Source organism: Streptomyces sp. RK9 (genome assembly GCF_045070545.1).
Lineage (GTDB): Bacteria > Actinomycetota > Actinomycetes > Streptomycetales > Streptomycetaceae > Streptomyces > Streptomyces alboflavus.
In genome coordinates, this window is sequence record NZ_CP173703.1 from 2,566,397 (window position 1) to 2,592,259 (window position 25,863).

A 25,863-nucleotide genomic window follows, 5' to 3' on the forward strand; every position below is an offset into this window, starting at 1 on the left:
ACGACGACGCTCCCCCGGGCCTCGGCGCCACGACAACGGCCCCCGCAGCGACTCGCGCCGCGGAGGCCGTCGTTCGGTGCCGACCCTAAGGGGGCCGACCACGGGCCGGGGAGCCTGGTCGAGGCGCCCCCGCCCGCTACAGCGCCTGCGCCGCCGGCTTCACCATCCCCCGCACCGTGCGCGACTTCACGAACTCGCCCATCGCCGTCATGTCCCACTCGCCCGTGAACTGGCGGATCAGCTTCGCCATCATCACGCCCGTCTGTGCCTCGGCGTTGGTCAGGTCGAAGCGGACCAGCTCCTCGCCCGTGGCGCCGTCGATCAGGCGGCAGTACGCCTTCGCGACCTCCGTGAACTTCTGGCCGGAGAAGGAGTTGACGGTGAAGACCAGGCCCGTGACCTCCTGGGGGAGGGCGCCGAGGTCGACGACGATCACCTCGTCGTCGCCGCCGCCCTCGCCCGTCAGGTTGTCGCCGGAGTGCTTCACGGCGCCCTTGAGGATCTTCAGCTTGCCGAAGTAGCAGCTGTCGATGTGGTTGCGCTGCGGGCCGTACGCGATGACCGACGCGTCCAGGTCGATGTCCTTGCCGCGGAACGCGGGCTCCCAGCCGAGGCCCATCTTGACCTGGGAGAGGAGCGGGCGGCCGCCCTTGACCAGGGACACCGTCTGGTTCTTCTGGAGGCTGACGCGGCCCTTGTCCAGGTTGATCTTTCCGGCGCCGGGGGCGGGGGCCGCCGGGGCCGCGGGCGGGGCCGGGGGCTGCTGGGCCAGGCGCGGGTCGGCCGCCGGGGGCGGCGGCATCTGCACCGGAGGGCCGGCCGGCGGGGCCATGGGGGCCGCGGGCTGGACGGGGGCCGGGGCCGGCTCCTCCACCGTCACGCCGAAGTCCGTCGCGATGCCCGCCAGGCCGTTGGAGTAGCCCTGGCCCACCGCTCGGGCCTTCCAGGCGCCGTTGCGCAGATAGACCTCGACGATCACCAGGGCCGTCTCCGCGCCCAGCTGGGGCGGGGTGAACGTCGCGAGGACCGAGCCGTCGTCCGCGTTGCGGATCGTGGCCGTGGGCTCGACGCCCTGGAAGGACTGGCCCGCCGCGTCCGGGCTGGCCGTGACGACGATCTTCTCGATGCCCGGGGGGACGGCCGAGGTGTCGACCGTGATCGCGTCGGGGGACGTGCCGCCGCCCGAGCGGTACGTCACGCCCGGGCCCGCGGGCTGGTTGTAGAAGATGAAGTCGTCGTCGGAGCGCACCTTGCCGTCGGCGGTGAGCAGCAGGCCCGATACGTCAAGACGCACGGGGGCGGTGACGTCCACCGTCACGCGGGCCGCGGTCAGGGGGATGTTCGAGCCAGGGGTCATAGCTGTCATGCCTGGGGTAACGAGCGGGGGGACTTTGCCGTTCCCTTACTCGGGGAGATTTTCGGCGGCGGGCGGGTGGTCCCTGCCGGGGGCTCCCCGATCCCGCCCCTTCCCGTGACCAGGGGCGCTGCGCCCCCTGGACCCCAGACCTCGCCGATGTTCCCTTCGGGTGGGACGGGCCGCCGCCGAATCGGCGCTCCGCGCCTCGTCCTCAAGCGCCGGACGGGCTGAATATGCCAGGACGGGCTGCGCGCCCGCCTCAGCCCGCGTTCCGCGGATGCCCCCGCGAAACCCTCTCATTGCCCCGCTTGTAGTTCCCCGTCCAGCGCGCCATCACCAACTGGGCGTCGCCGGACGACGCCTCCGTGAGGAACTGTTCGGCGCGGGGGCCGCGCAGGGTCGCCGCGGTGCGGGTGCCGTGGGTGATGACGACGGTGCCGTCGGCGCGCTGGTCGTACTGGAATCCGTGGGGTCTTGGCATGACCGGGATGGTAGGGCCCGGTCATGCTCCGGCGGTATCGGTTTTGGGCCGGGCCCGGACGGGCTCGGCTCAGCTCACGGGACCACGACGATCTTGCGGCCCTCGCCCGACGCGAACTTCTCCAGGGCCTCGGGGTACTGGGCCAGGGGCACCCGGTCGCTGATGAAGACGTCGGGGTCGAGGACGCCGGCGGCGAAGAGCTCGGCGGCGCGTTCGAAGCTGTGCAGGACGGCCATGGAGCCGGTGATGGTGATTTCCTGGTTGTAGATGCGGTACGGGTCGATGGTGACGCGGGTGGCGTAGTCGGCGACGCCGAACTGGAGGAACGTGCCCGCCTTGGCGACGCGGTCGAGGCCGTCCTGGATGGCGGCGGCGTTGCCCGTGGCGTCGATGACGACGTCCCAGCCGCGCGGGCGGTCCAGCTCGTCGGGGTGCGCCCCGGAGCCGCTCACGCCGAGGCGCTCGGCGGTGGCGAGCCGGTCGGGGTTGAGGTCGACGACGTCGACGCTCGCGGCGCCGGTGCGCTTGGCCAGCTCCAGCATCATCAGGCCCATCGTGCCGGAGCCGTAGATCAGGACGCGCGCGCCGAGCCGGGCGCGCAGCACGTCGTAGCCGCGGACCGCGCAGGACAGCGGCTCGATGAGGGCGGCGTCCTGGGTGCGGATGTGCTCGGGCAGCCGGACGCAGTTGGCGACCGGCGCCACCGCGTACTGGGCCGCGCCGCCTGCCGTGGTCACGCCGATCGCGGCCCACCGCTCGCACAGGTTGTTGTGGCCCTCGCGGCAGTAGCGGCACTCGTGGCAGTACAGGGACGGGTCCACGGCGACCTGGTCGCCGATCGACACCTCGGTGACGCCCTTGCCCACGCCGACCACCTGGCCGGCGAACTCGTGCCCCGGCACCACCGGCAGCGTCGGCGCGAACTCGCCCTGCAGAATGTGCAGATCGGTGCCGCACAGGCCGCACGCGGCGACCTCCACGACCACGTCGCGCGGCCCGGGCGTGGGGTCGGGGACCTCGCCGATCACGGCCTTGCCGACGGACTCGATGATGGCGGCTTTCACTTGACGGCTCCCAACGACAGGCCCTGGACCAGTTTGTCCTGGGCGGCGAACCCCGCGGCGAGCACCGGCAGGGAGATCACGAGGGACGCGGCGCACACCTTCGCCAGGAACAGGCCCTGGCTGGTGATGAAGCCGGTCAGGAAGACGGGCGCCGTCTGGGCGACCACGCCCGTCAGGACCCGGGCGAAGAGCAGTTCGTTCCAGGAGAAGATGAAGCAGATCAGGGAGGTCGCGGCGATGCCCGGGAGGGCGATGGGGGCGACCACGCGGGTGAGGATCGTGGGCAGCCTCGCGCCGTCGATCTGCGCCGCCTCGATGATCGCCACCGGCACCTCGGACAGGAACGACTGCATCATCCAGACGGCGATCGGCAGGTTCATCGACGTGTAGAGGATGACCAGGAGCCAGATGTTGTCCAGGAAGTCGGTGTTCTTGGCGAAGAGGTAGATCGGCAGGAGGCCCGCGACGACCGGCAGCATCTTCGTCGAGAGGAAGAAGAAGAGGACGTCCGTCCACTTCTTCACCGGCCGGATCGACAGGGCGTACGCCGCCGGGAGCGCCAGGACCAGGACGAGCAGCGTCGACGCCGTCGACGCCACGAACGAGTTGATGAGCGAGGGCCAGGGGCTCGCGCCGCCGCCCGAGCCGAAGAACTCCCGGTAGCCGTCCAGGGTGAGGGACGCCGCCACCGAGGGCGGGTTCGTCGCCGCGTCCTCCTCGGAGTGGAAGGACGTCAGCGCCATCCAGGCGATGGGCAGGAAGAACAGGAGCCCGGCCACCCAGGCGGCGAGCGCGAGGCCCGCGCCCCGGGCCCGTCCCGGTTTCCGGTCCCGGAGCGCCTTGGGCCGGGGGGCGTGCACGGCGGCGCCGCTCGTACGGATGTCGCTCACGCGGACGTCGCTCATGCGCGGGACACCTCCTCACGGAAGAGGGACGACACCACGCGGAGCGCGAAGGTCGCGATGATGATCGAGCCGATGACGACGAGCACACCGGCGGCGGACGCCAGGCCGTTCTCGTGGGCCTGGTAGAAGCTCTGGTAGACGGTGTACGGCAGGTTCGCGGTGCCGAGCCCGCCCGAAGTGATCGTGAAGACCGCGTCGAAGTTCTGCACGATGTAGATCGAGCCGAGCAGCGCGCCGAGCTCCAGATAGCGGCGCAGGTGCGGGAGCGTGAGGTGGCGGAACACCTGCCAGTTGTTCGCGCCGTCCATGCGGGCCGCCTCGATCAGCTCGGTGTCGCGGCTCTGCAGCCCCGCGAGCAGGATCAGCATCATGAACGGCGTCCACTGCCAGATCAGGGACAGCTCGATGGCGATCAGCGGCGTGTTGGAGATCCAGTCGGGCTGCGTCGCGCCGTCGCCGCCGACCCAGTGCAGGACGCCGTTGAACAGGCCGTACTCGGGGTTGTAGAGCACGTGCTTCCACAGCAGCGCCGCGGCCACCGGCACCAGCAGGAACGGCGCGATCAGCAGGGTGCGCACCACGCCGCGGCCGCGGAACTTCCGGTCGAGCAGGAGCGCGAGGCCGAGGCCGATGACGAGGCTCGCGAGGACGACCGTCGCGGTGAGCAGGATCGTCGTCCACACGGACTTGCGCAGGTCGGCGTCCGTGAGGACTTCGTGGTAGTTGGCGAGGCCGGTGAAGCTGCGGGCGTCCGGGTAGAGCGCGTTCCAGTCGAAGAAGGAGATCACCAGGGTCGCCACGAACGGCAGTTGTGTCACGGCGATCATGAAGATCAGGGCGGGCAGGAGCGGGGCCCGGGTGGCCCAGGCGCGCAGCCGTCCCGAGGGGCGTGGCGCGGAGGTGCGCCCGGCCGCGCGTGGGAGCGGGGTGCTTGTCGTGGCGGTCATCGTCCCTCGTACTCCTCGGAGATCTTCTCGGCGAGTCTCTGGGCCTTGTCCAGCGCCGACGCGACGGACTGGCGTCCGGCGATGGCCGCGCTGATCTCCTGGGAGACGCGGGTGCCGAGGTCGGTGAACTCGGGGATGCCGACGAACTGGATGCCGGGCGCGGGCCGGGGCTGCACACCCGGGTCGCGCGGGCGCGCGTCGGCGATGGCGGCGCGCATGACGCCCTGGAAGGCGGCCGCCTCCTCGCGGTACTTCGGGTTCTCGTACGTCGAGGCGCGCTTGCCCGCGGGCACGTTGGACCAGCCGATCTTCTCGCCGACCAGTTCCTCGTACTCCTTGCTGGACGCCCAGGAGATGAACTTCCAGGCCTTGTCGGGGTTCCGCGAGGACTTCTGCAGGCCCCACGCCCAGGTGTAGAGCCAGCCGGAGCTCGCCGTCCTCTCCACCGGCGCCGGTACGTAGCCGATCTTGCCCTTGACCGGGGACTTGGCGGCCTCCAGGGATCCGGCGGCGGCCGTGGCGTCGTACCACATGGCGGTCTTGCCCTGGGTGAGGTTGTTCAGGCACTCCGCGTACCCGGACTGGGCCGCGCCGGACTCGCCGTGCTTGCGGACGAGGTCCACGTAGAAGCGCGTCGCCTTCTCGAACTCCGGGGAGTCCAGGCGCGCCTTCCAGTCCTTGTCGAACCAGGTGCCCCCGAAGGTGTTGACGACCGTCGTCAGCGGCGCCATCACCTCGCCCCAGCCGGGCAGCCCGCGCAGACAGATGCCCTTCATGCCCTTCTCGGCGCCGTCCACCTTCGCGGCGAGGTCCGCGACCTGCTGCCAGGTGGGCTTCTTCGGCATGCTCAGGCCCGCCTTGTCGAAGACGTCCTTGCGGTACATCAGGAACGACGACTCGCCGTAGAAGGGCTGCCCGTAGAGCTTGCCGTTCTCGCCGGTCAGGGACTGGCGCATCGGCGGCAGGATGTCGTCCTGGTCGAAGGCCCGGTCCTTGCGGGTGTACGGGCCCAGCTCGCGCAGCCAGCCATGCTTGGCGTAGATGGGGATCTCGTAGTTGCTGAGCGTCGCCACGTCGTACTGGCCCGCCTGGTTGGCGAAGTCCTGGCTGATCTTGTCGCGGACGTCGTTCTCGGGCAGCACGGTGAAGTTCACCTTGATGCCCGTCCTCTTCGTGAAGTGGGCGGCGGTGAGCTTCTGCAACTCCACCATCTGCGGGTTGTTCACCATCAGTACGTTGATGGAGTCGCCGCCGGACCCGGACCCGCCCGCCCCGGCCCAGCAGCCGGAGAGCAGCGGGGTGAGCAGCGTCCCTGCGGCGGCCGCGGCGAGCAGCCGCCGCGACCTCCGTCGGCTCTGGGTTCGCATGAATCGCTCCTGAACAAGGGGGACAGAGAGGGGGGAAGGGAGGAGAGGGGAGGAGAGGAGAGGGGCAGGGGTGAGGGGCAGGGGGGGGCGGCTGGGGATTTTGGGTGTGCGGTGCCGCACCGGTGGCCGTGCGGCGGCCGGTGTGCGGGAGCGGGAGATCAGTTGTGGGGGCGGGCGGCCGGTGGCCCCCGCGGTCAGACGCGGATGACCTGCGGCCCGCGCAGCGAGTAGCGGTGCGCCTCGGACGCGGGCAGCTGCACGCCGGTGACGATGGACTCCAGGTCGCCCACGCCCGCGAACCGGCAGAAGCTGGCCGCCCCGAACTTGGTGTGCACACCCGCGAACACGGTGCGCCGGGAGGCCCGCATGGCCTGTGCCTTCACCTCGCTGACCGCGGGGTCGGGCGTGGTCAGGCCGTGTTCGCGGGAGATGCCGTTGGCGCCGATGTACGCCAGGTCGATCACGAAGCCCGCGAGCATGCGGGTGGTCCAGTGGTCGACGGTGGCGAGCGTCCCCGCCCTGACCCGGCCGCCGAGCAGCAGGACGGTCACGTGCTCGGACGCGGCGAGTGTGCCCGCCGTCGAGAGCGAGGCCGTGATGACGGTCAGCGGGCGGTTCTTGGGCAGTGCCTCGGCGATGAGCTGCGGGGTGAAGCCCTCGTCGATGAAGACGGTCTCGGCGTCGCCGAGCTGCTCGGCCGCGGCGGCCGCGATCCGGCGCTTCTCGGGCACGTGCATGGTCGTACGGAAGGCGAGCGTCGTCTCGAAGCCGGCGCTCTCCACGGGGTAGGCGCCGCCGTGGGTGCGGCGGACCAGGCCGTGGTCCTCCAGGGCGCGCAGATCGCGGCGCACGGTCTCCTTGGCGACGCCGAGCTCGGCCGCGAGCACGGACACGTCGACGGATCCGGAGCGGCGTGCCGCGCGCACGATCTGCCGCTGACGTTCCTCCGCCGACATGGGTGCCACCTCTTCCCACAGACCGCACTGCGATCCGCACTGCGATCCGCACTGCGATGCTCTGCCCGTTCGGGCCCTGTGGGGAAGTTCTACAGCGCGGGGAAGTGGGTGACCAGGCGCGCAACGGCCATGATGATGCCCGAATCCGCCCGTTTACCCGGGCGATGTCCTGCGCGGCAACGCGATCATGTGCCCGTTGATCGGCCCGCCGCGCCCGTTTCCCGCCCGTTTGGCGCGCGGGCGGCGGGCGGGGCGAGGCCTGGACGGCTGGAAATCAACGCCGGGAAATGAACGGCCGGGGGCCTGCCGTCGACCGGGACCGGTCGGCCGGCAGGACCCCGTCCGTCAGGGCTGGTGGAAGCCGACCTCGGGGTGGGCGGGCGTCGGCCCGTCGAGCAGCGGCTGCGCGGTCCCGCGCAGGTGCCGGTCGTAGAACGCGGCGATGTAGGCGCGGGTGATCTGCTCGGAGCGCCGCCCCGAGATCGGCGCCGTGGGGTCGTGCTCGCCGAGCTGCCCGAGGACGACCGGCACGTCGGTGAACGTGAAGTGCCCGGACCCGGCGACCGTGAGCCAGCGCTTCCAGCCCTCCAGGTGCGGCCAGGCGGCGCCCCAGTCGTAGGGGTCGCCGGCCTGGGTCGTGGTCGTGGTGCCGAGCAGCAGGAAGGGGCGGGCCACGCTGTCGGGCCTGGTGTGGAAGCCGCCGTCCATGTTCATGCCCGCCCGCACCTGCGGGTCGGTGTCCATCAGGGCGGCCGTGGCGGCGCCGCCGATGGAGTGCCCGCCCACGCCGACCCGCCGGGCGTCGATCATCCCGGAGTGCCGCCAGCTCGCCTTGCCCGTCCTGCCGCCGACGAGCCGGTCCAGGACGTACGACAGGTCCTTGGCCCGGTCCGCGGTGACGCGCGGCCCCGAGTCGCCCCCGCCGTCCACGCAGCCGACGCACGGCAGCACGCGCCCGCCGCTGAACTCCGCGCCCGCCGCCTCATAGGCGTGGTCGACCGTCGCGACCACGTACCCCCGGCTCGCCAGGTCCTCGGCGAGGTGCGTCAGCGTCGAGCGCGGCGCGGTGAAGCCCGGGGAGAGCACGACCAGCGGGAAACGTCCCCGGGCGGGGTGTGCCCCGGTGCGGGCGTAGGTGCGCGTGGAGCTGTAGTCGGCGGCGGAGACCCGGCTGTCGAGCTCGTGATAGGCCAGCAGCTCCTTGGCCGCCGCCGCGGAGGTGTACGCGGTGTCCCGGCCGCTCGTGCCGCGCGCCGGGTAGTACAGCGACAGCATCAGCTCCCGCGCCCCGGCCGAGGGCACCCACGGATCCTCGCGGCTCTTGTCGACCAGGTGCAGGGTGTCGCGGCCGACGGTGAACCGGCCGGTGGGGCGGGGGAGTTCGGGCCGGACCGCGGGCGCGTCGGTGGCGCGGGCCTGCGCGGTGGCCGAGGGCCTGGGGTCGGCGGCGGGTGCGGCCTGGGCGCTCGCCGCGGCCGCGAGGGGCACGGCGAGCGCCAGCGCGAGCACGGTGGCGACGGCGCGCCCGCGCGGGGTCTTTCGAGGTGCAGTCATGACAACTCACGCTAGCCAGCGGCGCGTTCGCGCACGTCGCCCCGCGGGCTGACCCGCACCCTTCCGCAGGCGTACGGAACCGTCAGCTCCAAGGACGAGCCTCAATACGGCCACACTGGCGGGTTCGTGCAGAAGTGGCCGCCCAGGTGCGCGTGGTCGGGGTTGGCGGGGTCGAGTTCGCCGTGCTTGGCGATCAGCTTCTCCGCGTACTGCTCGGAGTCGTCCTGCGGCTCGTACCCGAGCGCGCGGGCGGGCCCGAGGTCCCACCAGAGCCGGGTGTTGGCCGAGGAGCCGTACACGACGGAGTGCTTGACGTGCGGCGCGGTGAGCGCGGCGTGGAACAGCCTGGCCCCGTCGCCGGGCGACATCCACACCGACATCATCCGGACGTTGACGGGCTCCAGGAAGCAGGCGCCGATCCGCACGGACACCGTCTCGATGCCGTACTTGTCCCAGTACAGCTGGGCCAGGTCCTCGCCGAAGGACTTCGAGAGGCCGTAGAAGGTGTCGGGCCTGCGCGGGGTGTCGACGGGGATCAGCGGGTCGTCGCCGACGGGGCGCGGGGTGAAGCCCACCGCGTGGTTGGAGGAGGCGAGGACGACCCGCGGGACGCCCTCCTCGCGCACCGCTTCGTAGAGGTGGTGCACGCCTTCGACGTTCGCCTTGAGGATCTTGTCGAAGGTGGACTCCAGGGAGATCCCGGCGAGGTGCAGGACGGCGTCGACGCCGCGCACCGCCTCGCGCAGGGCGGCCCGGTCGGCGAGGTCCACCATGAGGGCGTCGGGCTCGCCGTCGACGGGGCGCATGTCGAGCAGCCTCAGGTCGTATCCGTACGCGGGCAGGAGCCCCCGCATCAGGGTGCCGAGGCCGCCGGCTGCGCCGGTCAGCAGGACGGTGCGGGGAGCGGGCATGCGGTGATCTCCTCGTACGCGTTCATGTATGAGATTCACATTCGTGGACACGCTAGGGAGCGGTGGCCCCCGCCGTCAAGTACCGCGCGGAGTCCGTGAATCCGGTCCTGAGTTGCGGGTTTGCGCGCTTGACCGGCCCGGCGCGGCGGCTTAGCGTGGGCGCGTTCAGGGATATGGATATGAATCAGAAACGTGCACGCTTAGGGAGAGCCCGTGACGTCAGCCCCCCTCGCCGCCAGGCTCCGCGTTCCCAGCGGGCCGCTGTTCTTCCCGGTCACGCCGTACGGGGCCGAAGGATCCGTCGACATCGAGGCCTTCCGCACGCATGTGCGCGGGGGCGTGGAGGCGGGCGCCGCCGCGGTGTTCGCGTGCTGCGGCACGGGTGAGTTCCACGCGCTCACCCCCGAGGAGTTCCAGCTGCTCGTCACGGCCGCCGTCGAGGAGACCGCGGGCCGCGTCCCCGTGATCGCGGGCGCCGGGTACGGCACCGCGCTCGCCGTCAGGTACGCGCGCCTCGCCGAGGCCGCGGGCGCCGACGGGCTCCTCGCCATGCCGCCGTACCTGGTGGTCGCCGCCCAGGACGGCCTCCTTCGGCACTACACCGAACTGGCCGCCGCCACCTCCCTGGACGTCATCGTCTACCAGCGCGACAACGCCGTCTTCACCCCCGAGACGGTCGTCGAGTTCGCCCGCGCGGACGGCATCATCGGCTTCAAGGACGGCCTCGGCGACCTCGACCTGATGCAGCGCGTCGTCAGCGCCGTGCGCGCCGAGGTCCCGGGCGAGTTCCTGTACTTCAACGGCCTGCCCACCGCCGAGCTGACCGGCCTCGCCTACCGGGGCATCGGCGTCAGCCTCTACTCGTCGGCCGTCTTCTGCTTCGCACCCGACCTCGCGCTCGCCTTCCACAAGGCCCTGAACTTCGGCGACGACGAGACGGCCGAGCGCCTGATCGACGGCTTCTACCGGCCCTTCGTCGAACTGCGCAAGGAGGGCAGGGGCTACGCGGTCTCGCTGGTCAAGGCCGGGGTGCGGCTCGCGGGACTCGACGTCGGCGGGGTGCGTCCGCCGCTGCACGAGCCGTCCGACGACCACGTCAAGCGGCTCGCCGAACTCGTCGAGCGCGGCCGGGCGCTGCTGCGGGAGGGCGTGTGAGAACGTCCGCGTTCCTCTACCCCTGGGACGTCGTCGGCGACCCCCGGGCCGCCGCGCGGATCGCCGACCTCGGCGTCGAACAGGTCACCCTCGCCGCCGCCTACCACTCCACCCGCGCCCTCACCCCCCGCCACCCCCGCCACCGCGTCGTCACCGCCGAGCACGCCGCGGTCCTGTACGAGCCGGACGACCGCTGGGCGTCCCGCACCCTGCGCCCGTACCCGGCCGGCGCCTGGGCCCCGGGAGACACCTACCAGGAGGCCGCCGACGCCCTGGCCGCCGCCGGGCTCGACGTGCACACCTGGGTGGTCCTCGCGCACAACTCCCGCATGGGCGCCGAACACCCGGACACCTCTGTCGTGAACGCCTACGGCGACCGCTACCCGTGGGCGCCCTGCGTCGCGCAGCCCGCCACCCGCGCCTACCTGACGGACCTCGCCGCGGAGGCCGCCACGAGGCCCGGCGCGGGCGGCACCGAACTGGAGTCGTGCGGCTGGTACGGCCTGGCCCATCTGCACGCCCACGACAAGATCGCGGGCGTGGGCCTCGGCGAGGCCGGGCAGTACCTGATGTCGCTGTGCTTCTGCGGGGGCTGCCGCGCCGGGTACGCCGGGCACGGCCACGACCCCGACGAACTGGCCGCCGCCGTGCGCCTCGCCCTGGAGCCGGTGTGGCGGGGCGCGGCCACCGACCCCGGCTGGGCGGGCGTGGAGAAGCTCCTCGGCGCCGAGACGGCGGCGGTCACCCGGGCCTGGCGCGAGGGGTGCGCCCGCGCGCTCCAGGAGGCGGCGGTCGGCGCGGTGCGCGCGGCGGCTCCCGACGGCTTCCGGGTGCTGCTGCACGCCGACCCGGTGGCGCACCACTGCGGCGCGAACGCCGGCGTCGACCCGCGGCACGTCCTGTCCGTCGCCGACGGCGTGGTCGTGCCCTGCGCCTCCGGCCCCGACCCGCTCCTGCCGTTCGCCGCGCACGCCGGTCCCGACACCGTCCTCGCGGCCAACCTCACGGTCGTCGCGGGCATGGGCGGCAGCCCCGCGACACTCGCCGCCGACGCCCGCGCAGCGGCCCGCCTCGGCGCCACTGAACTGCGGCTTTACCACGCAGGGTTGGCCTCGGACGACGATCTGGCGCTGGTCCGGACGGCCCTGTCGCAGATCGCCTGACAACGGCTACGATCCGCGCACCACCCGCCGCGAACAGGCGAGGACCGGGGGCAACCCACCCGCTCTCCCCGCGGCGCGACTGATCGTCAGACGAGGAGACAAGGTGCGCAACAAGGGGATATCCGCGCTGGTGTGCGGCCTCACGGTGGGCGCGGCGGTGCTCGCGACCACCGCGCCCGCGGCGGCGCAGGCCGACCGGACCGCGCAGACCGGCCCCCGCCCCACCGGCACGGCCGACATCCGCGAACAGCTGGAGAACATCCCGGGCATGACGGTCGTCTCCGTCACGGAGAAGGAGGGCCACCCCCTCTACTCCCTGACGTACCGCCAGCCCGTCGACCACCACCGCCCCGGCGCCTCCGGGACCTTCACCCAGCGCCTGACCCTGTGGCACAAGGCCACCGACAAGCCGACCGTCCTCTACACCGGCGGCTACACCCTCGCCTCCGGCACCACCGCCCTCACCAAGCTGATCGACGCCAACCAGGTCAGCCTGGAGCACCGCTACTTCGAGCAGTCCCGCCCGACCGGCGCCGCGGGCAAGGACTGGTCCAAGATGACCGTCCAGCAGGAGGCGGCCGACGAGCACCGGATCACCAAGGCGCTGCGCACCATCGAGAAGGGCAAGTGGCTCGGCACGGGCGCCAGCAAGGGCGGCATGACGGCCACGTACCACGAGCGCTTCTACCCGGGCGACCTGGACGCCGTCGTCGCCTTCGTCGCGCCCAACGACGCGAACAACAAGGACGACAGCACCTACGAGCGCTTCTTCAAGACCGTCGGCACCAAGGAGTGCCGCACCGCCCTGAACGCCGTGCAGCGCGAGATGCTGGTGCGCCGCGACGCGCTCCTGCCCAAGTTCGAGGCGGACGCCAAGGCCAACGGCCAGACCTTCCACGAGACGCTCGGCACCACCGACCGCGCGTACGAGTTCGCCGTCCTCGACCAGGTGTGGAACTTCTGGCAGTCCGGCACCGCCGCCGACTGCCCGACCGTGCCCGACGCGAAGAAGGCGAGCGACGACGAGCTGTACGACTGGTCGAAGAAGCACGGCCTGAGCGTCTACCACGACGCCGAGCTCGGCGAGAACACCACAGGCCCCTACTACCGCCAGGCCGCCACCCAACTCGGCTGGGCCGACCTGAAGTTCAAGCACCTCAAGGGCGTACGCCACTACCCGGACATCTACCAGCCGAACTCGGTGCTCCCGCCCGCCATGCGCGGCTCGTACAACAACAGCACCATCGCCGACGTCGACCGCTGGGTGAAGACCCGCGGCCAGCGGATGATGTTCGTCTACGGCGAGAACGACCCGTGGAGCGCGGAGCGGTTCCGGCCGAGCCACCGCGACTCGTACCTGTACGAGGTGCCGGGCGCCAACCACGGCGCGAGCATCGCGAAGCTGCCCGAGCCGCAGCAGTCGCGGGCCGTCGCCACCATCAAGCGCTGGGCCGGCGTGAAGTAGCACGCCCGGCCACCGACCGGAGCAGGGGCGCGGCGATCAGCAGCCGCGCCCCCGCGACGACGGCCAGCGGCAGCCGGTGATCGACGAGTTCGACGAGCGCCGCGCCGAGCGCGATGCCCGCCGCCGTGGGCGCGAACATCAGCGTGCCCGCGGTCGCGGCCACCCGCCCCACCAGCTCCGGCGGCGCCTCGCGCTGCACGGCCGTCAGCGCGGCGACGAGCACGCACGGCAGCCCCGCGCCGTTGGCGAAGCTCCCCGCGAGCACCACCGCGTCCCACGGCGACGCGAGCAGCACCGCCGACACCGCGGTCAGCGCGATCCCGGCGCCCGCGAACCGCCGCTCGCCCACGCGCCGCATCAGGGCCCCCGACGCGATCCCGACGGCGACGGACCCGGCGCCCTGCGCGACGTACAGCGTGCCCGCGTACGCGGGGGAGTGGCCGAGCCCTTCGACGATCGCGTACACCAGCGACCCGCTGACCCCCGACGACAGCATGGTGAGCCCGCCCGCGACGACCAGCGGCCGCAGCCGCGCGTCGCCCCACAGCACCCGGGCGCCCCGCGCGGTGCCCGCCCGCCACCCCTCGGGGTCCGCCGCCGGACGGGCCTCCGCCACCCGGAGCAGCGCGAAGAGCCCCCCGGCCAGGACGAACGTGACGGCGTCGAGCAGCGCGACGCGCGGCCCGCCCCAGGCGGTGAACACCGCGGCCCCGGCCACGGGCGCCAGCAGCTTCATGCCCTCGTTCGCGGACATCCGCAGCCCGTTGAGGTCCCCGAGCAGGTCCTTGCCGACGGCCCCCGCGACCAGGGCGGCCTCCGCCGCGTCGGTGACGACGCCGCACGCCCCGTACACCAGGAGCACGGCGAACAGCAGGCCGAGGCCCGCCGCCCCGCCCACGCGGTCCACCCACAGCAGCGGCAGGAGCAGCACGCCGAGGCCCACGTTCACGGCGACCAGCAGGGGCCGGCGCCGGGTGCGGTCGGCGAGGGTGCCGAGCAGGGGGCCGAGGAGCAGCGGGGCCCACAGGGCCAGGGTGCACAGGGCGGCCAGGCCGTCGGAGCCGGTCAGCTCCTTCACCCAGATGCCCGACACCAGCGCCATCGCGGAACTCCCGAACCCGGAGACCACGACCGCCGTCAGGTAGAGGCCCGCGTTGCGGTCCCGCAGGACACGTCCGATCGTCGTTGCCATGCGCCCGATGCTGGTTCTGAGGCCGCGCGCGGGGCATCGGGCAGATGCCCTACGCGGCGGCGATGAGTTCGGCGCGTCCGAGGAGTCGACCTGAGGAGGGGGCCCTACCGAGGCCCCGCACGCGGACGAAGGAGAAACCCATGCCGGACGACACCGAGGCCCTGCTGCCGGACTTCGGACCGCAGACACGGCTCATGGCGCGGGTCGCCGAAGCCGTCAAGGACGACCAGCTCGACGGTCCCACCCCCTGCCCCGACTACGCGGTACGCCACCTCATCGGCCACATCGTCGGCCTCACCGTCGCCTTCACCGACGCGGGCCGCAAACAGCTCGGGCCCACCACGGACACCGACCCGGGCAGCACCCTGCCCGACCTCGCCGACGGCTGGCGGGAGGAACTTCCCGGGCAGCTCGCCCGGCTCGCCGAGGTGTGGCGGGACCCGGCGGCGTGGACCGGGGACACCCGGGCGGGCGGCGTCGAACTGCCCGGCGACATCGCGGGCACCGTCGCCATGAACGAACTCGTCGTGCACGGCTGGGACCTGGCACGCGCCACGGGCCAGGAGTACGGCCCCGACGAGGTCAGCCTCGCCGTCTCCTACGCCATGGTGTCCGCGACCGCCGCCGAGTCGCCCGAGGCGCGGGGCACCCTCTTCGGGCCGCCGCAGCCGGTCCCCGAGGGGGCCTCGCTCCTGGACCAGGTGGTCGCCCTGAGCGGACGCGACCCGTCCTGGCGGCCCTGACAGCGGCCACCGGGCCGCCGGGGCGGCGCAACGACCGGACGCCGCACAGCCGTTGACGCGGCCCGCGCGGCACGCCTAGCTTCATCGCGTCGTACTTCATGCGTCATATATGAGACGCGATACGCGAGAGGCGCGCCCATGACTCCAGCGACCTCAGGAACACCGACGAACGCAGGGCCTGCGACGACCTCAGGGCCTTCGACGGACTCAGGGGCCGCGGCGACCCCGGACAGGGCCGGGTGGGACTCCTCGGACCCGCGCCGCGCCGCCCTCGCCGACGTCGTGGCCATCCCCGTGACCCCGTTCGCCGCGGACGGCACCCTCGACCGCCCGGCCCACCGCGCCCTGCTGCGCCGCCTGCTCGACTCGGGCATCCGCACGCTCACGCCGAACGGCAACACCGGCGAGTTCTACACCCTCAGCCCCGACGAGCGGCGCGCCGTCACCGAGCTGACCGTCGCCGAGGCGGGGGACCGGGCCGCCGTCGTCGTGGGCGTCGGCCACGACCTGGCGACCGCGACGGCCGACGCCCGGCACGCCGCCGAGACGGGCGCGCGCCTGGTGATGGTGCACCAGCCCGCGCACCCGTACGTCTCCGGCGCGGGCTGGGTCGCCTACCACCGGGCCGTCGCCGAGGCCGTGCCGGGACTCGGCGTCGTGCCGTACGTGCGCGACCCGCGGCTGCCCGGGTCCCGGCTCGCCGAGCTGGCCGACGCCTGCCCGAACGTGACCGGCGTGAAGTACGCGGTGCCGGACGCGGCGCGCTTCGCGGCGTTCGCGCGGGACGCGGGCGCCGAGCGGTTCGTGTGGGTGGCGGGCCTCGCGGAGCCGTACGCGCCCGCGTACTTCTCGGCCGGGGCGACCGGCTTCACCTCGGGCCTGGTCAATGTGGCGCCGCTGCTGTCGCTCGCGATGCTGGGGGCGCTGCGTGAGGGGGACCACGGCACGGCGATGGCGGTCTGGGAGCGGATCCGCCGCTTCGAGGAGCTGCGGGCCGCCGACGGCTCCGCGGCCAACGTGTCGGTGGTGAAAGAGGCGCTCGCGGTCCTCGGCCTGTGCCGACGCGACGTACGCCCGCCGAGCAGCGTGCTGCCGGAGCCGGTGCGCGCGGAGGTCGCGGAGATCGTGGCGGGGTGGGGGCGGTGACGGGCGGGGGCATACGGGACGCCGTGCACAGCCCCTCCCCACCCGTCCTGCGCAGCCACCAGTGGTACGGCTCCGGTGTCGCCGCCGGTCTGCGGTCCTTCTCGCACCGCGCCCGCACCCGCCAGCTCGGCTACCTCCCCGAGGAGCACCTGGGCAAGCCCGTCATCGCGATCCTCAACACCTGGTCGGACATCAACCCCTGCCACGTCCATCTGCGCGAGCGCGCCCAGGCCGTCAAGCGCGGGGTCTGGCAGGCGGGCGGCTTCCCCCTGGAGTTCCCGGTCTCGACGCTCAGCGAGACGTTCCAGAAGCCCACGCCCATGCTCTACCGCAACCTCCTGTCCATGGAGACCGAGGAACTGCTCCGCTCCTATCCCGTGGACGGCGCGGTGCTGCTCGGCGGCTGCGACAAGTCGACGCCCGCGCTCCTGATGGGCGCCGCGTCCGTCGACCTGCCCACGGTCTTCGTGCCCGCGGGGCCGATGCTGCCGGGCCACTGGCGCGGCCAAGTGCTCGGCTCCGGCACGGACATGTGGAAGTACTGGGACGAGCGGCGGGCCGGTCTGATCGGCGACTGCGAGCTGGCCGAGCTGGAGAGCGGCCTCGCGCGCTCGCCGGGCCACTGCATGACGATGGGCACCGCGTCCACGCTCACCGCCGCCGCCGAGGTCCTCGGCGTGACCCTGCCCGGCGCCTCGTCGATCCCGGCCGTCGACTCCGCGCACGACCGCATGGCCGCCGCGTCCGGGCTGCGCGTCGTCGAACTCGTCTGCAGGGGCCGGGTGTTGTCGCAGCTGCTCACCCCCGACGCCTTCCAGGACGCGGTCACGACGGTCCTCGGCCTCGGCGGCTCCACCAACGCCGTCATCCACCTCGTCGCCATGGCCGCCCGCGCCGGGGTCCGCCTCACCCTCGACGACTTCGACCGCACGGCGCGGCGGGTGCCGGTGCTCGCCGACGTGCGGCCGGGCGGCTCGACGCACCTGATGGAGGACTTCCACTTCGCGGGCGGCCTGCCCGGCTTCCTCACCCGCATCCCGGACCTGCTGCACCTGGACCGCCCGACCGTCGCCCACGACACCCTGCGCGACCAGCTCAAGCCCGCCCGGGTCCACAACGACGACGTCATCCGCACCCGCGACAACCCCGTGGCCCCCGAGGGCGGCGTCGCCGTCCTGCGCGGCAACCTCTGCCCCGACGGCGCCGTCATCAAGCACATCGCCGCCGACCCTCGGCTGCTGCGGCACACCGGCCCCGCCGTGGTCTTCGACGACTACCGCACCCTGCAGCGCACCATCGACGACCCGTCCCTCGGCATCACCGCCGACCACGTCCTGGTGCTGCGCGGCAGCGGCCCCCTGGGCGGCCCCGGCATGCCCGAGTACGGCATGCTGCCGATCCCCGAACGCCTCCTGAAGCAGGGCGTGCGGGACATGGTGCGGATCTCCGACGCGCGGATGAGCGGCACCTCGTACGGCACCTGTGTGCTGCACGTCGCGCCCGAGTCGCACGTCGGCGGCCCCCTCGCCCTGGTCCGCACCGGCGACACGATCACCCTCGACGTGCCCGCCCGGACGCTTCAACTCAACGTCCCCGACGAGGAGTTGGCCCGCCGTCGCGCCGCCTGGACGCCACCCCCCGTCCGCCACGAACGCGGCTACGGCGCCCTGTACGCCGCGCATGTCACCCAGGCCGACACCGGCTGCGACTTCGACTTCCTCGCCCGGCCGGGAGCGGTCCCCGACCCCTACGCAGGTTAGCTGGATAGGTTGCATTCCTAACTAGGTCGCTCTACGGTCTAGGTAGTTCACAAGACCAGGGGGAGCACGACCATGTCACCCATCCTCACGACGGACTTCGCACCGGAGTTCTCCGGTGCCGCCACGGCCGTCGCGGGCGCGCTCGGCGCCTACCTCCTGCTCGTCGAGCCTTGGCTCGGCCGCAGGATGTACGCCTCACTGGCGCGCCGCCGCGCCACCGAACCGCGCGCGCTCGTGCGCTACTTCACGCTCTCGATCACGCTCTGGTGGGCGTTCGCGGCCCTCGCGGCGAGCACCCTGCTGCTCTCGCAGGGAGCGAAGGCGAAGGACCTGGGCCTGGCCCTGCCGGAGGACCCGGCCTTCTTCCTCCCCGTGGTGCTCCTCTTCGCCGTGATCGCCGTCGCGTCCGGGAGGTCCTTCCGGGAGCTGGCCAAGGAGGGCAAGCACATCCCCGGCCGGGCCGCCATCGAGGCGATGCTGCCGCGCACCGGCACGGAGCGGCGGCTCGCGATCGCGGCCGCCGTGACCGACGGCGTCTGCGCGGAACTGGTCTACCGCGGCCTGCTCATCGCCTTCGGCGTCGGCGCCCTCGGCCTCGACCCCTACCTGGCGGCGGCGCTCTCGCTCGCCGTGTACGCCCTCGCCGGCTGGTACCAGGGCGGCACCGGCATCGTCGTCCTCGCCCTCTTCGGCGCGCTCCTCACCGGCCTGTACCTGGCCACGGGGAGCCTGCTCCTGCCCATCGCCGTGCACGCCATGATCAGCGTCCGCGACCTGATGATCCCCGCGCCCGAACTCCCCCACCCCCAGGGCGGCACGGCGTGACCGCGGACCGGCGCGCGAGCTGGTTCAAGGGCGTCCTGGATCTCCTCGTCCTCGCCTCCCTCACCGACGGCGAGAGCTACGGCTACGAGATCGCCAAGCAGCTCGGCGCGGCGGGCTTCGGACAGATCAAGGGCGGCACCCTCTACCCGGTCCTGAACCGCCTGGAGGAGGCGGGCCTGGTGGCGGCGGAGTTCCGGGCGACGGAGAAGGGCCCGGGCAGGCGCTACTACTCCCTCACGGCCGAGGGCCGCGAAGTCCTCTCCCAGCAGGGCGAGTTGTGGCTGGCGTTCGACGGATCGGTACGTGGAGTACTGGCGAAGGCGGGAGTGAAGTGAGATGAGCTCGACGAACACGGCGGGGACGGCTTCGGCGTACCTGGACGACCTCGGCGCGCGGCTGCGGGAGCTGGGGCTGCCCGCCGAGCACGTCCGGACGACCGTCGCGGACCTCGCGGCGCACCTCGCGGAGAGCGGGGGCACGGCGGAGGAGGAGTTCGGGCCGGTCGAGGAGTTCGCGCGCGAGCTGGCGCCCGGGGCGATGGCGGAGGATCCGCTTCCGGCCGCCGAGGGGGACTCGCGGGTGGAGGTGTGGCGGTGGACCGCCGACACCTTCGTGGACGAGGAACTGCTCGGCCGGTTCGGCGACGAGGGGTGGGAGATGCGGCGGGTCGACGCCGTCGGACGGTTCGTCTGCCACCGGGACCTGGACCGCCCCCAGCGGTGGGAGTACCGGCGGGAGCTGGTCACGCGGGGCCGCGAGGGCCTTGACGAGCGCCTGGCGCCGGAGGGCTGGGAGGCCTGCGGCGACTGGCTGATCTACGCCTGGTTCAAACGCCCACGCGCGGCGAGCCTCGGCCCCGCGGCCGAACTGTCCACGGTCCCGGCACCTCCGACCCGCCGCACCTACTTCAGCCCCCGCTTCTACGCCCTCCTTGGCCTCCTGGCGCTCGCCCTGGCCACGTCCGGCGTGACCGCCGCCCTCCGGGACGGAGACGCGGCCTCCGGCCTGGGCTACGTCACGGGCCTCGTGGCGGGGGCGGCGGTGCCGGTGGCCCTGTTCGTGGCGTGGCGCCGCTGGCGTAGCCGCCGTCCGTAGGCGCACCGTCGGTCGTGGGCTGTGCCCACCCGTGCCGCCCCTGGCGGCCCAGCTGCCCACAGCGGTGGAGGCAGGTGGCAGGGGCGAGGGTCGGCGTCCCGGTCAGCGTAGAGCCGCCTTCATCATCGCCGCAGCCACAGGCGCAGCCAGCCCGTTCCCGCTGACCTCCTCCCGTGCGGCCCCGGACGACTCCACGATCACAGCGACAGCGACCTCCTTGCCGCCGTCCCCCTTGGCGTACGAGGTGAACCAGGCGTAAGGCGTCTTGGAGTTGTTCTCACCGTGCTGGGCGGTACCGGTCTTGCCCCCCACGACGGCCCCGTCGATCTGCGCGTTGGTCCCCGTACCCTGCTCGACGACCGTCCGCATGGCGGACTGCAACCCCTCGGCGGTGCCGGCGCTCATGACCCGCTCGGAGCCCCCGTCACCGAAGTCCCGCAGCACGTTCCCGTCGGCGTCGGTCACCTTGGACACCATGTGCGGCGATGCCAGCTCCCCGCCGTTGGAGATCGCGGCGGACACGAGCGCCATCTGCAGCGGCGTGGCGGTGACGTCGAACTGTCCGATGCCGGTGAGCGCGGTCTGCGCCTTGTCCATCCCGGACGGGTAGGAGCTCTTCGCCGCCCGCACGGGCACGTCCAGCTTGTCGGTGTTGAAGCCGAACTTCTCGGCCTGGGCCTTGACCTTGTCCTGCCCGAGGTCGACGGCCATCTTGGCGAAGACGTTGTTGCAGGAGTACCGCAGGGCGGTGCGGATGGTCGCGTCCTCGCAGGGAGCGGAGGAGTTCTCGTTCTTGAGGACGGTCCGCGTCCCGGGCAGCGTGTACGGATTGGGGCTCGCGGTCTTCTCGTCGACCGACCCGTAGAGCCCGCTCTCCAGCGCGGCCGCGGCGACGACCAGCTTGAACGTCGAGCCGGGCGGCAGCGGCTGGCGCAGCGCGCGGTTCACCATCGGCTTGTCCTCGTCGGAGGTGAGCGCCTTCCAGGCGTCGCCGTCGGTGGAACCGCTGATCCTCGACGGGTCGTAGGACGGCGTGGAGACCATGCCGAGGATCTTCCCGGTCTTCGGGTCGACGGCGACGGCCGCGCCCTTCTTGTCGCCGAGGGCCTTGTACGCGGCCTTCTGCACGGCCGGGTCGATGGTCGTGAGGACGTCACCGGGGTCGGCACGCTTGTTGGTGAGCGTGTCGAGGGGGTTCTTGAGACGGTTGTCGGTGCCGTCGAGGAGGTCCTTGTAGATGCCCTCCAGCTGCGTGGCGCCGTACACCTGTGAGCTGTAGCCGGTGACTGCGGAGTACAGCGGGCCGTCCTTGTAGGTGCGCTTGTACGCCAGGTCACCGCCCTTCGTGCGCTTCGAGCCGGTGACGGCGTCCCCGCCCACGATGATGTCGCCCAGCGGGTACGCGTACTGCTCGATCGCGTTGCGCCGGTTCAGCTGGTCGTCCGCGAGTGCCTTCGAGTCGTGGAACTGCACCCAGGTCGCCCGCACAAGCAGGGCGAGCACCAGGAGCAGCACGAACACCGAGGTGTGCCTGATCGTCTTGTTCATCCCACAGAAGGACGAGCACGCCTCCGCCTTCCGTTCCCCTCTTGCGGCGATGTGTCCGTTTTCTCAGGAGCTCTTCATGAAGCGTTCCGCTCACGCGCTCTTCATGAAGCCCGCCTCGTACGCCGCGATCACGGCCTGGGTGCGGTCCCGCGCCCCCGTCTTCGCGAGGACGGCCGCCACATGCGTCTTCACGGTCGCCGGGCCGACCTCCATCCGCTCGGCGATCTCCGCGTTGGTGAGCCCGGCCGCCATCAGCCGCAGCACCTCGCTCTCGCGCCCGGTGAGCCGCGCGATCCACGGCGCTCGCGCGGCCTCGGGGCGCCCGTGCTCGGCGGCGAGGGCCCGCACGGCCGCGGGGAACAGCAGCGAGTCGCTGCGCGCCACCAGGCGCACCGCCTGCACCAGCGCCTCCGCCTCGGCCCGCTTCAGGAGGAAGCCGGACGCCCCGGCGCGCAGCGCCTCGTACACGTACGCGTCGTTCTCGAAGGTCGTGACGACGACGATGCGGGGCGGCTCGGGCATCGTCTGGAGGATCTGCTCGGTGGCGCGGATGCCGTCGATCTCCGGCATGCGTACGTCCATGAGCACCACGTCGGGCCGCAGCTCGCGCACCACGGACACCGCCTCGGCGCCGGTCGCCGCCTCGCCGACGATCTCCAGGTCGGGCTCGGCGGCGAGGATGGCGCGCAGCGCGGTGCGCACCATGCGCTCGTCGTCGGCGAGGACGATGCGCAGCGGGGCGGCGGGGTCGGTCATGGGGGTCCCTTCGTGCGGGTCGTTCAGGTGGCGCGGGGCGTCCGGTTCGTCCGGGGCGTGCGGGTCAGGCGGGCCCCCGCAGGGGCAGTCGTACGTGGAGTCGCCAGGTGGTGGGGGCCGTGGCGGTGGCCGCGCCGTCGGCCGGGGCGGCGGCGTCGGACGGTCCTCCGACGGGTCCGGCCTGCGCGGTGCCGCCGAGGAGGCGGGCCCGGTCGGCGATGCCGCTGAGGCCGTGGCCGCCGCCCGGGCGGGTGGACGCGGGCCCGGCTGCGGGCAGCGGGTTCTCGGCGACGATCTCCAGGCCGGAGCCGTCGAGGGCGACGCGCAGCGTCACGACGGTGTCCGCTCCGGCGTGCTTGAGTGCGTTGCTGAGGGCCTCCTGCACGATGCGGTAGCCCTCGCGGGACACCATCGGCGGCAGCGCCTCGGCGTACCCGGACCCCGATGTGCGGAGCACCTCGGGGTCGATGTCCGCGTCGACGCGCAGGCCGCCCGCCCGGGTGCGGTCGAGGAGCCCGGCGAGGTCGCCGCCGAGCGTGGGCGCCGGCGCCGTCGAGCCGCGCTCGCCGCCCTCGCGCAGCACCCCGAGGACGGTGTCCAGCTCGCCGACGGTCCGCCGGGTGGTCTCCTCGATGGCGGCCAGGGCCTCGCGGACGAACTCCGGGTCCCGGTCGAGCAGTTTGCGGGCCGCGCTCGCCTGGAGCGTGACGGCGCTCAGCGCGTGGCCCACCGAGTCGTGCAGCTCGCGGGCGAGCCGGTTGCGCACGGCGAGGTCGGCGGCGCGGCGCTCGGCGTCGGCGAGGCGGTCGGCGGGCGTCGGCCCGAGCAGCAGCGGCGCCCAGCGGGCGAGCAGGGCACCCGCCCCCGCCACGCACCCGGCGAGCGCGACGAGGAACAGGGTGCCCGTGACCGGCCCGATCGCGAGCACCCAGGGCTTCTGCAGGTTCTCGGGGAGCCCGAGCCAGGAGTCCCCGAGGCCCACGAAGACCGGCAGGAGGATCTGGAAGGTCGCGAACGGTACGAGCCCGAGCGTCATCCCGCTGATGACCCCGCCGAAGCCGAGGTGCAGCGTGAACCAGGCCACGGTGCGCCCCCGCGCGGCACGTGACCGCGGCGGCCCGTCGGCCAGCGACGCGTCGGGCACCTGGCACAGCGCCCGCACCGCCGCCACCGACATCGGCCGGGTCAGCGGGAACAGCGCGGTGATCGCGGCGAGCGGGAGGCCGAACGCGAACGACAGGAGCTGGGAGGCGAACGAGCCGAACATCATGCTCTCGCCGAGCAGCGGCCCCGCCATCGTCGAGCCGACGAAGACATACGGCATGGCGAGCGCGCCGCCGAGGATCAGGTGGATCCACCGCCGCCGCGTTCGCCGCCCGACCAGGGCCGCGGCGAACCGCCGCACGCCGTGCGGGGGGAGCTGTCTCACGCGGTGCCCGTCCGCCCCGTGCTCCCGGCGAGCGTGGCCGCCCGCTCCTTGAGGAAGCGTGCCCCCGTGACGGCCACGAGCGTTCCGATGATCATCTGCACAGCGTAGGACAGGAGCATCGCGGACGTGGGCCGGTCGGCGACGTCCGTGGTGCCCGCGAACGACGTCACGAACATCCAGGCGCCCCAGCACGCCACCGCCGCCGACCCGGCGAGGGCGAGCGCGAGCGGCACCTTCACGGGCAGCGCGGGCAGCCGCCGGAACGCGAGCACCAGGACGCCCGCCACGGCCGCGGCGAGGTAGCCGAAGTCCAGGGCGGACAGGACGTGGAAGTCGGACGTGCGCCCGTCGGCGCGCGACGCGTTCAGGCCGAGCGTCGAACCGCCCGCCCACAGCAGCCGCAGCCCGGCCGGGTACAGGGCGCCCGCCGCGGCCGCCACCGCGCACACCCGCGTCGCGCGCCCGCCCGGGCTCGCCTTCGGCAGGTCCCACACGCGGCCCCGCCACAGGTGCCCCCACCGGTCGCGGGCGTACAGGACGAACAGCAGCCCCAGGCTGAGGCCCTGGAGGATGAACCCGCCGTACACCACCCCGAACACCCACTCGTGGAGGAAGGCGTCGCGGCCGGTGTCCTCGGCGTTGTTGACCGATCCGCCGAGCGCCCGCACGGCGAGCTGCGCCGGGAACCCGGCCATGATCGGCAGGAGGAGCCCGGTCGCGGCCCACATGGGCAGGCCGAGCAGCCAGGCCGGTACGCGCCTGCCCCACGGCCGGGTCAGGAGCAGGGCGAGGACGATGACGGCGCCGTCCATGAGGACGGTGACGCTGTTGGCGACGGCCATCAGGCCGCGGTGGTCGAGGAGGGAGCTGCCCTCCGGGATGCCGATGTGGCTCCCGGCGATCCAGGCGACCTTCAGGAAGAGGTAGGGGAGGCAGGCGGCCACGGCGACGGCGCGCAGCAGCGGCCGGAGCCTGCCGGGGGAGGGGTGCGCGCCGCGGCCGGCGGCCGGGGCGGGGACGAGTGTCTGGCTCATGCCTCCACGCTCCCGCTGCGCCCCCGCCCACCACCTCCTGCCTGCCGGTGAACCGCCTCCGCCGCACGGGGGAGGGGACACAGGACCGCGAGGAGGGGACGGGGGAGCCGCGCGGTGGGGCGGGTGGGCGTCAGTGCCCCCGCGTGACCGGCGTGCCGGGGGGCGTCAGAGCCGCCGCGTGGCCAGCGTCAGCCGGTCCCGCGCGTCGAACAGCGCGTCCTTGACCATCTGCTCGTGGGCGGGCGTGAGCCGGGCCACCGGCACCGAGCAGCTGATGGCGTCGCGCGCGGGCGTGCGGTAGGGGATGGCCACGCCGAAGCAGCGCAGGCCCAGGGTGTTCTCCTCGCGGTCCACGGCGAAGCCCTGCTCGCGCACCGCGTGCAGCTCCTCGATCAGCTTCTCGCGGTCGGTGATCGTGTTCTCGGTCAGCGACGGCAGCGTCTCGGGGAGCATCTTGCGGACCTGCTCGTCGGTGTGGGAGGCGAGCAGCGCCTTGCCGAGCGACGTGGAGTGGGCGGGCAGGCGCCGGCCGACGCGCGTGAAGGGGCGCAGGTAGTGCTGGGACTGGCGGGTGGCCAGGTAGACCACGTTCGTGCCGTCGAGACGGGCGAGGTGGATGGTCTCCGTGGTGTCGTCCGAGAGCCGGTCGAGCGTCGGCCTGGCCGCCGCGACCACCTCGTCGCCGTCGATGTACGACGTGCCGACGAGCAGCGCCCGCACCCCGATGCCGTACCGCGTACCGGTCGCGTCCGTCTCGATCCAGCCCAGCTCGACGAGGGTGCGAAGCAGCATGTAGAGGCTGGACTTCGGGTACCCGACGGCCTCCTGGACGTCGGCCAGGGCGTGCATCCCGGGCCGCCCCGCGAAGAACTCCAGCAACTCCACCGTCCGCACCGCGGACTTGACCTGCGCGCCCCCGCCCGTCTCCCCAGCCGACATCGCCCTTGACCCCTCACGTCCGACAGGAAATAGTCTCCACTGTCCCCGGCGATTCATCATCGGGGACGGCG

General features: G+C 73.0%; 24 protein-coding genes. 9 read left to right on the forward strand and 15 right to left on the reverse strand.

Annotated elements, in window-relative coordinates; genetic code table 11:
• Positions 1 to 136 precede the first annotated feature (136 nt).
• The 9 genes from AB6L24_RS10345 to AB6L24_RS10385 all read right to left on the reverse strand — a co-directional run bounded on the left by AB6L24_RS10345 (position 137) and on the right by AB6L24_RS10385 (position 9,542).
• Complete coding sequence (locus AB6L24_RS10345) at positions 137 to 1,357, reverse strand: TerD family protein (protein WP_405657117.1); 1,221 nt, start codon at positions 1,355 to 1,357, stop codon at positions 137 to 139.
• A 259-nt stretch (positions 1,358 to 1,616) separates the two neighbouring features.
• Positions 1,617 to 1,838, reverse strand: a complete 222-nt coding sequence (locus AB6L24_RS10350; protein ID WP_405654424.1) for a hypothetical protein — start codon at positions 1,836 to 1,838, stop codon at positions 1,617 to 1,619.
• Between the two features lie 74 nt (positions 1,839 to 1,912).
• On the reverse strand, positions 1,913 to 2,902 hold the full coding sequence (locus AB6L24_RS10355; protein WP_405654427.1) for a zinc-dependent alcohol dehydrogenase family protein: 990 nt from the start codon (positions 2,900 to 2,902) through the stop codon (positions 1,913 to 1,915).
• Positions 2,899 to 3,807, reverse strand: a complete 909-nt coding sequence (locus AB6L24_RS10360) for a carbohydrate ABC transporter permease (protein ID WP_380851264.1) — start codon at positions 3,805 to 3,807, stop codon at positions 2,899 to 2,901. The genes AB6L24_RS10355 and AB6L24_RS10360 overlap by 4 nt, the downstream gene beginning before the upstream one ends.
• Positions 3,804 to 4,754 carry a carbohydrate ABC transporter permease gene (locus tag AB6L24_RS10365; RefSeq protein WP_405654430.1) on the reverse strand — a complete coding sequence of 317 codons (951 nt, stop codon included), beginning with the start codon at positions 4,752 to 4,754 and terminating at the stop codon, positions 3,804 to 3,806. The genes AB6L24_RS10360 and AB6L24_RS10365 overlap by 4 nt, the downstream gene beginning before the upstream one ends.
• Complete coding sequence (locus tag AB6L24_RS10370; protein WP_405654433.1) at positions 4,751 to 6,121, reverse strand: ABC transporter substrate-binding protein; 1,371 nt, start codon at positions 6,119 to 6,121, stop codon at positions 4,751 to 4,753. The genes AB6L24_RS10365 and AB6L24_RS10370 overlap by 4 nt, the downstream gene beginning before the upstream one ends.
• Positions 6,122 to 6,315: 194 nt before the next feature.
• Positions 6,316 to 7,077 (reverse strand): DeoR/GlpR family DNA-binding transcription regulator, encoded by a 762-nt coding sequence (locus tag AB6L24_RS10375; protein WP_030358857.1) that lies wholly within the window; start codon positions 7,075 to 7,077, stop codon positions 6,316 to 6,318.
• Between the two features lie 345 nt (positions 7,078 to 7,422).
• The gene (locus tag AB6L24_RS10380; protein WP_405654437.1) at positions 7,423 to 8,631 is read right to left on the reverse strand and encodes an alpha/beta hydrolase family protein; all 1,209 of its coding nucleotides are present in this window, start codon (positions 8,629 to 8,631) and stop codon (positions 7,423 to 7,425) included.
• A gap of 101 nt (positions 8,632 to 8,732) precedes the next feature.
• Positions 8,733 to 9,542, reverse strand: a complete 810-nt coding sequence (locus AB6L24_RS10385; protein ID WP_405654440.1) for an NAD-dependent epimerase/dehydratase family protein — start codon at positions 9,540 to 9,542, stop codon at positions 8,733 to 8,735.
• Between the two features lie 213 nt (positions 9,543 to 9,755).
• Between AB6L24_RS10385 and AB6L24_RS10390 the strand changes: the two genes are divergently transcribed.
• The 3 genes from AB6L24_RS10390 to AB6L24_RS10400 all read left to right on the forward strand — a co-directional run bounded on the left by AB6L24_RS10390 (position 9,756) and on the right by AB6L24_RS10400 (position 13,325).
• Positions 9,756 to 10,697: a 5-dehydro-4-deoxyglucarate dehydratase gene (locus tag AB6L24_RS10390; protein WP_405654443.1), complete on the forward strand. Its 942-nt coding sequence runs from the start codon at positions 9,756 to 9,758 to the stop codon at positions 10,695 to 10,697.
• Positions 10,694 to 11,860: a hypothetical protein gene (locus AB6L24_RS10395; protein WP_405654446.1), complete on the forward strand. Its 1,167-nt coding sequence runs from the start codon at positions 10,694 to 10,696 to the stop codon at positions 11,858 to 11,860. Before AB6L24_RS10390 ends, AB6L24_RS10395 begins: the two co-directional genes overlap by 4 nt.
• Before the next feature lie 103 nt (positions 11,861 to 11,963).
• Positions 11,964 to 13,325 carry a S28 family serine protease gene (locus AB6L24_RS10400; protein WP_405654449.1) on the forward strand — a complete coding sequence of 454 codons (1,362 nt, stop codon included), beginning with the start codon at positions 11,964 to 11,966 and terminating at the stop codon, positions 13,323 to 13,325.
• On the opposite strand, the gene AB6L24_RS10405 is transcribed toward AB6L24_RS10400, so the two are convergent.
• Positions 13,300 to 14,517, reverse strand: coding sequence for an MFS transporter (locus AB6L24_RS10405; protein ID WP_405654452.1), 1,218 nt, complete (start codon positions 14,515 to 14,517; stop codon positions 13,300 to 13,302). The genes AB6L24_RS10400 and AB6L24_RS10405 overlap by 26 nt on opposite strands.
• 140 nt (positions 14,518 to 14,657) lie before the next feature.
• Here AB6L24_RS10405 and AB6L24_RS10410 point away from each other — a divergent pair, with 140 nt between their 5' ends.
• The 6 genes from AB6L24_RS10410 (at position 14,658) to AB6L24_RS10435 (ending at position 20,086) form a co-directional block, all read left to right on the forward strand.
• Complete coding sequence (locus AB6L24_RS10410; protein WP_030358864.1) at positions 14,658 to 15,260, forward strand: TIGR03086 family metal-binding protein; 603 nt, start codon at positions 14,658 to 14,660, stop codon at positions 15,258 to 15,260.
• A 138-nt stretch (positions 15,261 to 15,398) separates the two neighbouring features.
• On the forward strand, positions 15,399 to 16,406 hold the full coding sequence (locus AB6L24_RS10415) for a dihydrodipicolinate synthase family protein (protein WP_405654455.1): 1,008 nt from the start codon (positions 15,399 to 15,401) through the stop codon (positions 16,404 to 16,406).
• Entirely contained in the window at positions 16,403 to 18,166 is a 1,764-nt protein-coding gene (gene araD, locus AB6L24_RS10420; protein WP_405657118.1) for an L-arabinonate dehydratase, read from the forward strand. Before AB6L24_RS10415 ends, araD begins: the two co-directional genes overlap by 4 nt.
• A 72-nt stretch (positions 18,167 to 18,238) precedes the next feature.
• Positions 18,239 to 18,991, forward strand: coding sequence for a CPBP family intramembrane glutamic endopeptidase (locus AB6L24_RS10425; protein WP_405654458.1), 753 nt, complete (start codon positions 18,239 to 18,241; stop codon positions 18,989 to 18,991).
• Entirely contained in the window at positions 18,988 to 19,326 is a 339-nt protein-coding gene (locus AB6L24_RS10430; protein ID WP_380851222.1) for a PadR family transcriptional regulator, read from the forward strand. The genes AB6L24_RS10425 and AB6L24_RS10430 overlap by 4 nt, the downstream gene beginning before the upstream one ends.
• 1 nt (position 19,327) lies before the next feature.
• Positions 19,328 to 20,086, forward strand: coding sequence for a hypothetical protein (locus AB6L24_RS10435; RefSeq protein ID WP_405654461.1), 759 nt, complete (start codon positions 19,328 to 19,330; stop codon positions 20,084 to 20,086).
• 102 nt (positions 20,087 to 20,188) lie between these two features.
• On the opposite strand, the gene AB6L24_RS10440 is transcribed toward AB6L24_RS10435, so the two are convergent.
• The 5 genes from AB6L24_RS10440 to AB6L24_RS10460 form a co-directional block, all read right to left on the reverse strand.
• On the reverse strand, positions 20,189 to 21,634 hold the full coding sequence (locus AB6L24_RS10440) for a peptidoglycan D,D-transpeptidase FtsI family protein (protein WP_405654464.1): 1,446 nt from the start codon (positions 21,632 to 21,634) through the stop codon (positions 20,189 to 20,191).
• A gap of 90 nt (positions 21,635 to 21,724) precedes the next feature.
• Complete coding sequence (locus AB6L24_RS10445; RefSeq protein WP_405654467.1) at positions 21,725 to 22,390, reverse strand: response regulator; 666 nt, start codon at positions 22,388 to 22,390, stop codon at positions 21,725 to 21,727.
• A 64-nt stretch (positions 22,391 to 22,454) separates the two neighbouring features.
• Positions 22,455 to 23,795 carry a sensor histidine kinase gene (locus AB6L24_RS10450; RefSeq protein WP_405657120.1) on the reverse strand — a complete coding sequence of 447 codons (1,341 nt, stop codon included), beginning with the start codon at positions 23,793 to 23,795 and terminating at the stop codon, positions 22,455 to 22,457.
• Positions 23,796 to 23,815: 20 nt separating this feature from the next.
• Positions 23,816 to 24,853, reverse strand: coding sequence for a hypothetical protein (locus AB6L24_RS10455; protein ID WP_405654470.1), 1,038 nt, complete (start codon positions 24,851 to 24,853; stop codon positions 23,816 to 23,818).
• Between the two features lie 165 nt (positions 24,854 to 25,018).
• On the reverse strand, positions 25,019 to 25,792 hold the full coding sequence (locus AB6L24_RS10460; RefSeq protein ID WP_030358873.1) for an IclR family transcriptional regulator: 774 nt from the start codon (positions 25,790 to 25,792) through the stop codon (positions 25,019 to 25,021).
• Positions 25,793 to 25,863: the final 71 nt, after the last annotated feature.

Bases quoted from the DNA above. Each gene is read 5' to 3' on its own strand.
- AB6L24_RS10345 (WP_405657117.1), bottom strand. From the start codon at position 1,357: ATGACCCCTGGCTCGAACATCCCCCTGACCGCGGCCCGCGTGACGGTG.
- AB6L24_RS10350 (WP_405654424.1), bottom strand. From the start codon at position 1,838: ATGCCAAGACCCCACGGATTCCAGTACGACCAGCGCGCCGACGGCACC.
- AB6L24_RS10360 (WP_380851264.1), bottom strand. From the start codon at position 3,807: ATGAGCGACGTCCGCGTGAGCGACATCCGTACGAGCGGCGCCGCCGTG.
- AB6L24_RS10365 (WP_405654430.1), bottom strand. From the start codon at position 4,754: ATGACCGCCACGACAAGCACCCCGCTCCCACGCGCGGCCGGGCGCACC.
- AB6L24_RS10370 (WP_405654433.1), bottom strand. From the start codon at position 6,121: ATGCGAACCCAGAGCCGACGGAGGTCGCGGCGGCTGCTCGCCGCGGCC.
- AB6L24_RS10375 (WP_030358857.1), bottom strand. From the start codon at position 7,077: ATGTCGGCGGAGGAACGTCAGCGGCAGATCGTGCGCGCGGCACGCCGC.
- AB6L24_RS10380 (WP_405654437.1), bottom strand. From the start codon at position 8,631: ATGACTGCACCTCGAAAGACCCCGCGCGGGCGCGCCGTCGCCACCGTG.
- AB6L24_RS10385 (WP_405654440.1), bottom strand. From the start codon at position 9,542: ATGCCCGCTCCCCGCACCGTCCTGCTGACCGGCGCAGCCGGCGGCCTC.
- AB6L24_RS10405 (WP_405654452.1), bottom strand. From the start codon at position 14,517: ATGGCAACGACGATCGGACGTGTCCTGCGGGACCGCAACGCGGGCCTC.
- AB6L24_RS10410 (WP_030358864.1), top strand. From the start codon at position 14,658: ATGCCGGACGACACCGAGGCCCTGCTGCCGGACTTCGGACCGCAGACA.
- AB6L24_RS10415 (WP_405654455.1), top strand. From the start codon at position 15,399: ATGACTCCAGCGACCTCAGGAACACCGACGAACGCAGGGCCTGCGACG.
- AB6L24_RS10425 (WP_405654458.1), top strand. From the start codon at position 18,239: ATGTCACCCATCCTCACGACGGACTTCGCACCGGAGTTCTCCGGTGCC.
- AB6L24_RS10435 (WP_405654461.1), top strand. From the start codon at position 19,328: ATGAGCTCGACGAACACGGCGGGGACGGCTTCGGCGTACCTGGACGAC.
- AB6L24_RS10440 (WP_405654464.1), bottom strand. From the start codon at position 21,634: ATGAACAAGACGATCAGGCACACCTCGGTGTTCGTGCTGCTCCTGGTG.
- AB6L24_RS10445 (WP_405654467.1), bottom strand. From the start codon at position 22,390: ATGACCGACCCCGCCGCCCCGCTGCGCATCGTCCTCGCCGACGACGAG.
- AB6L24_RS10455 (WP_405654470.1), bottom strand. From the start codon at position 24,853: ATGAGCCAGACACTCGTCCCCGCCCCGGCCGCCGGCCGCGGCGCGCAC.
- AB6L24_RS10460 (WP_030358873.1), bottom strand. From the start codon at position 25,792: ATGTCGGCTGGGGAGACGGGCGGGGGCGCGCAGGTCAAGTCCGCGGTG.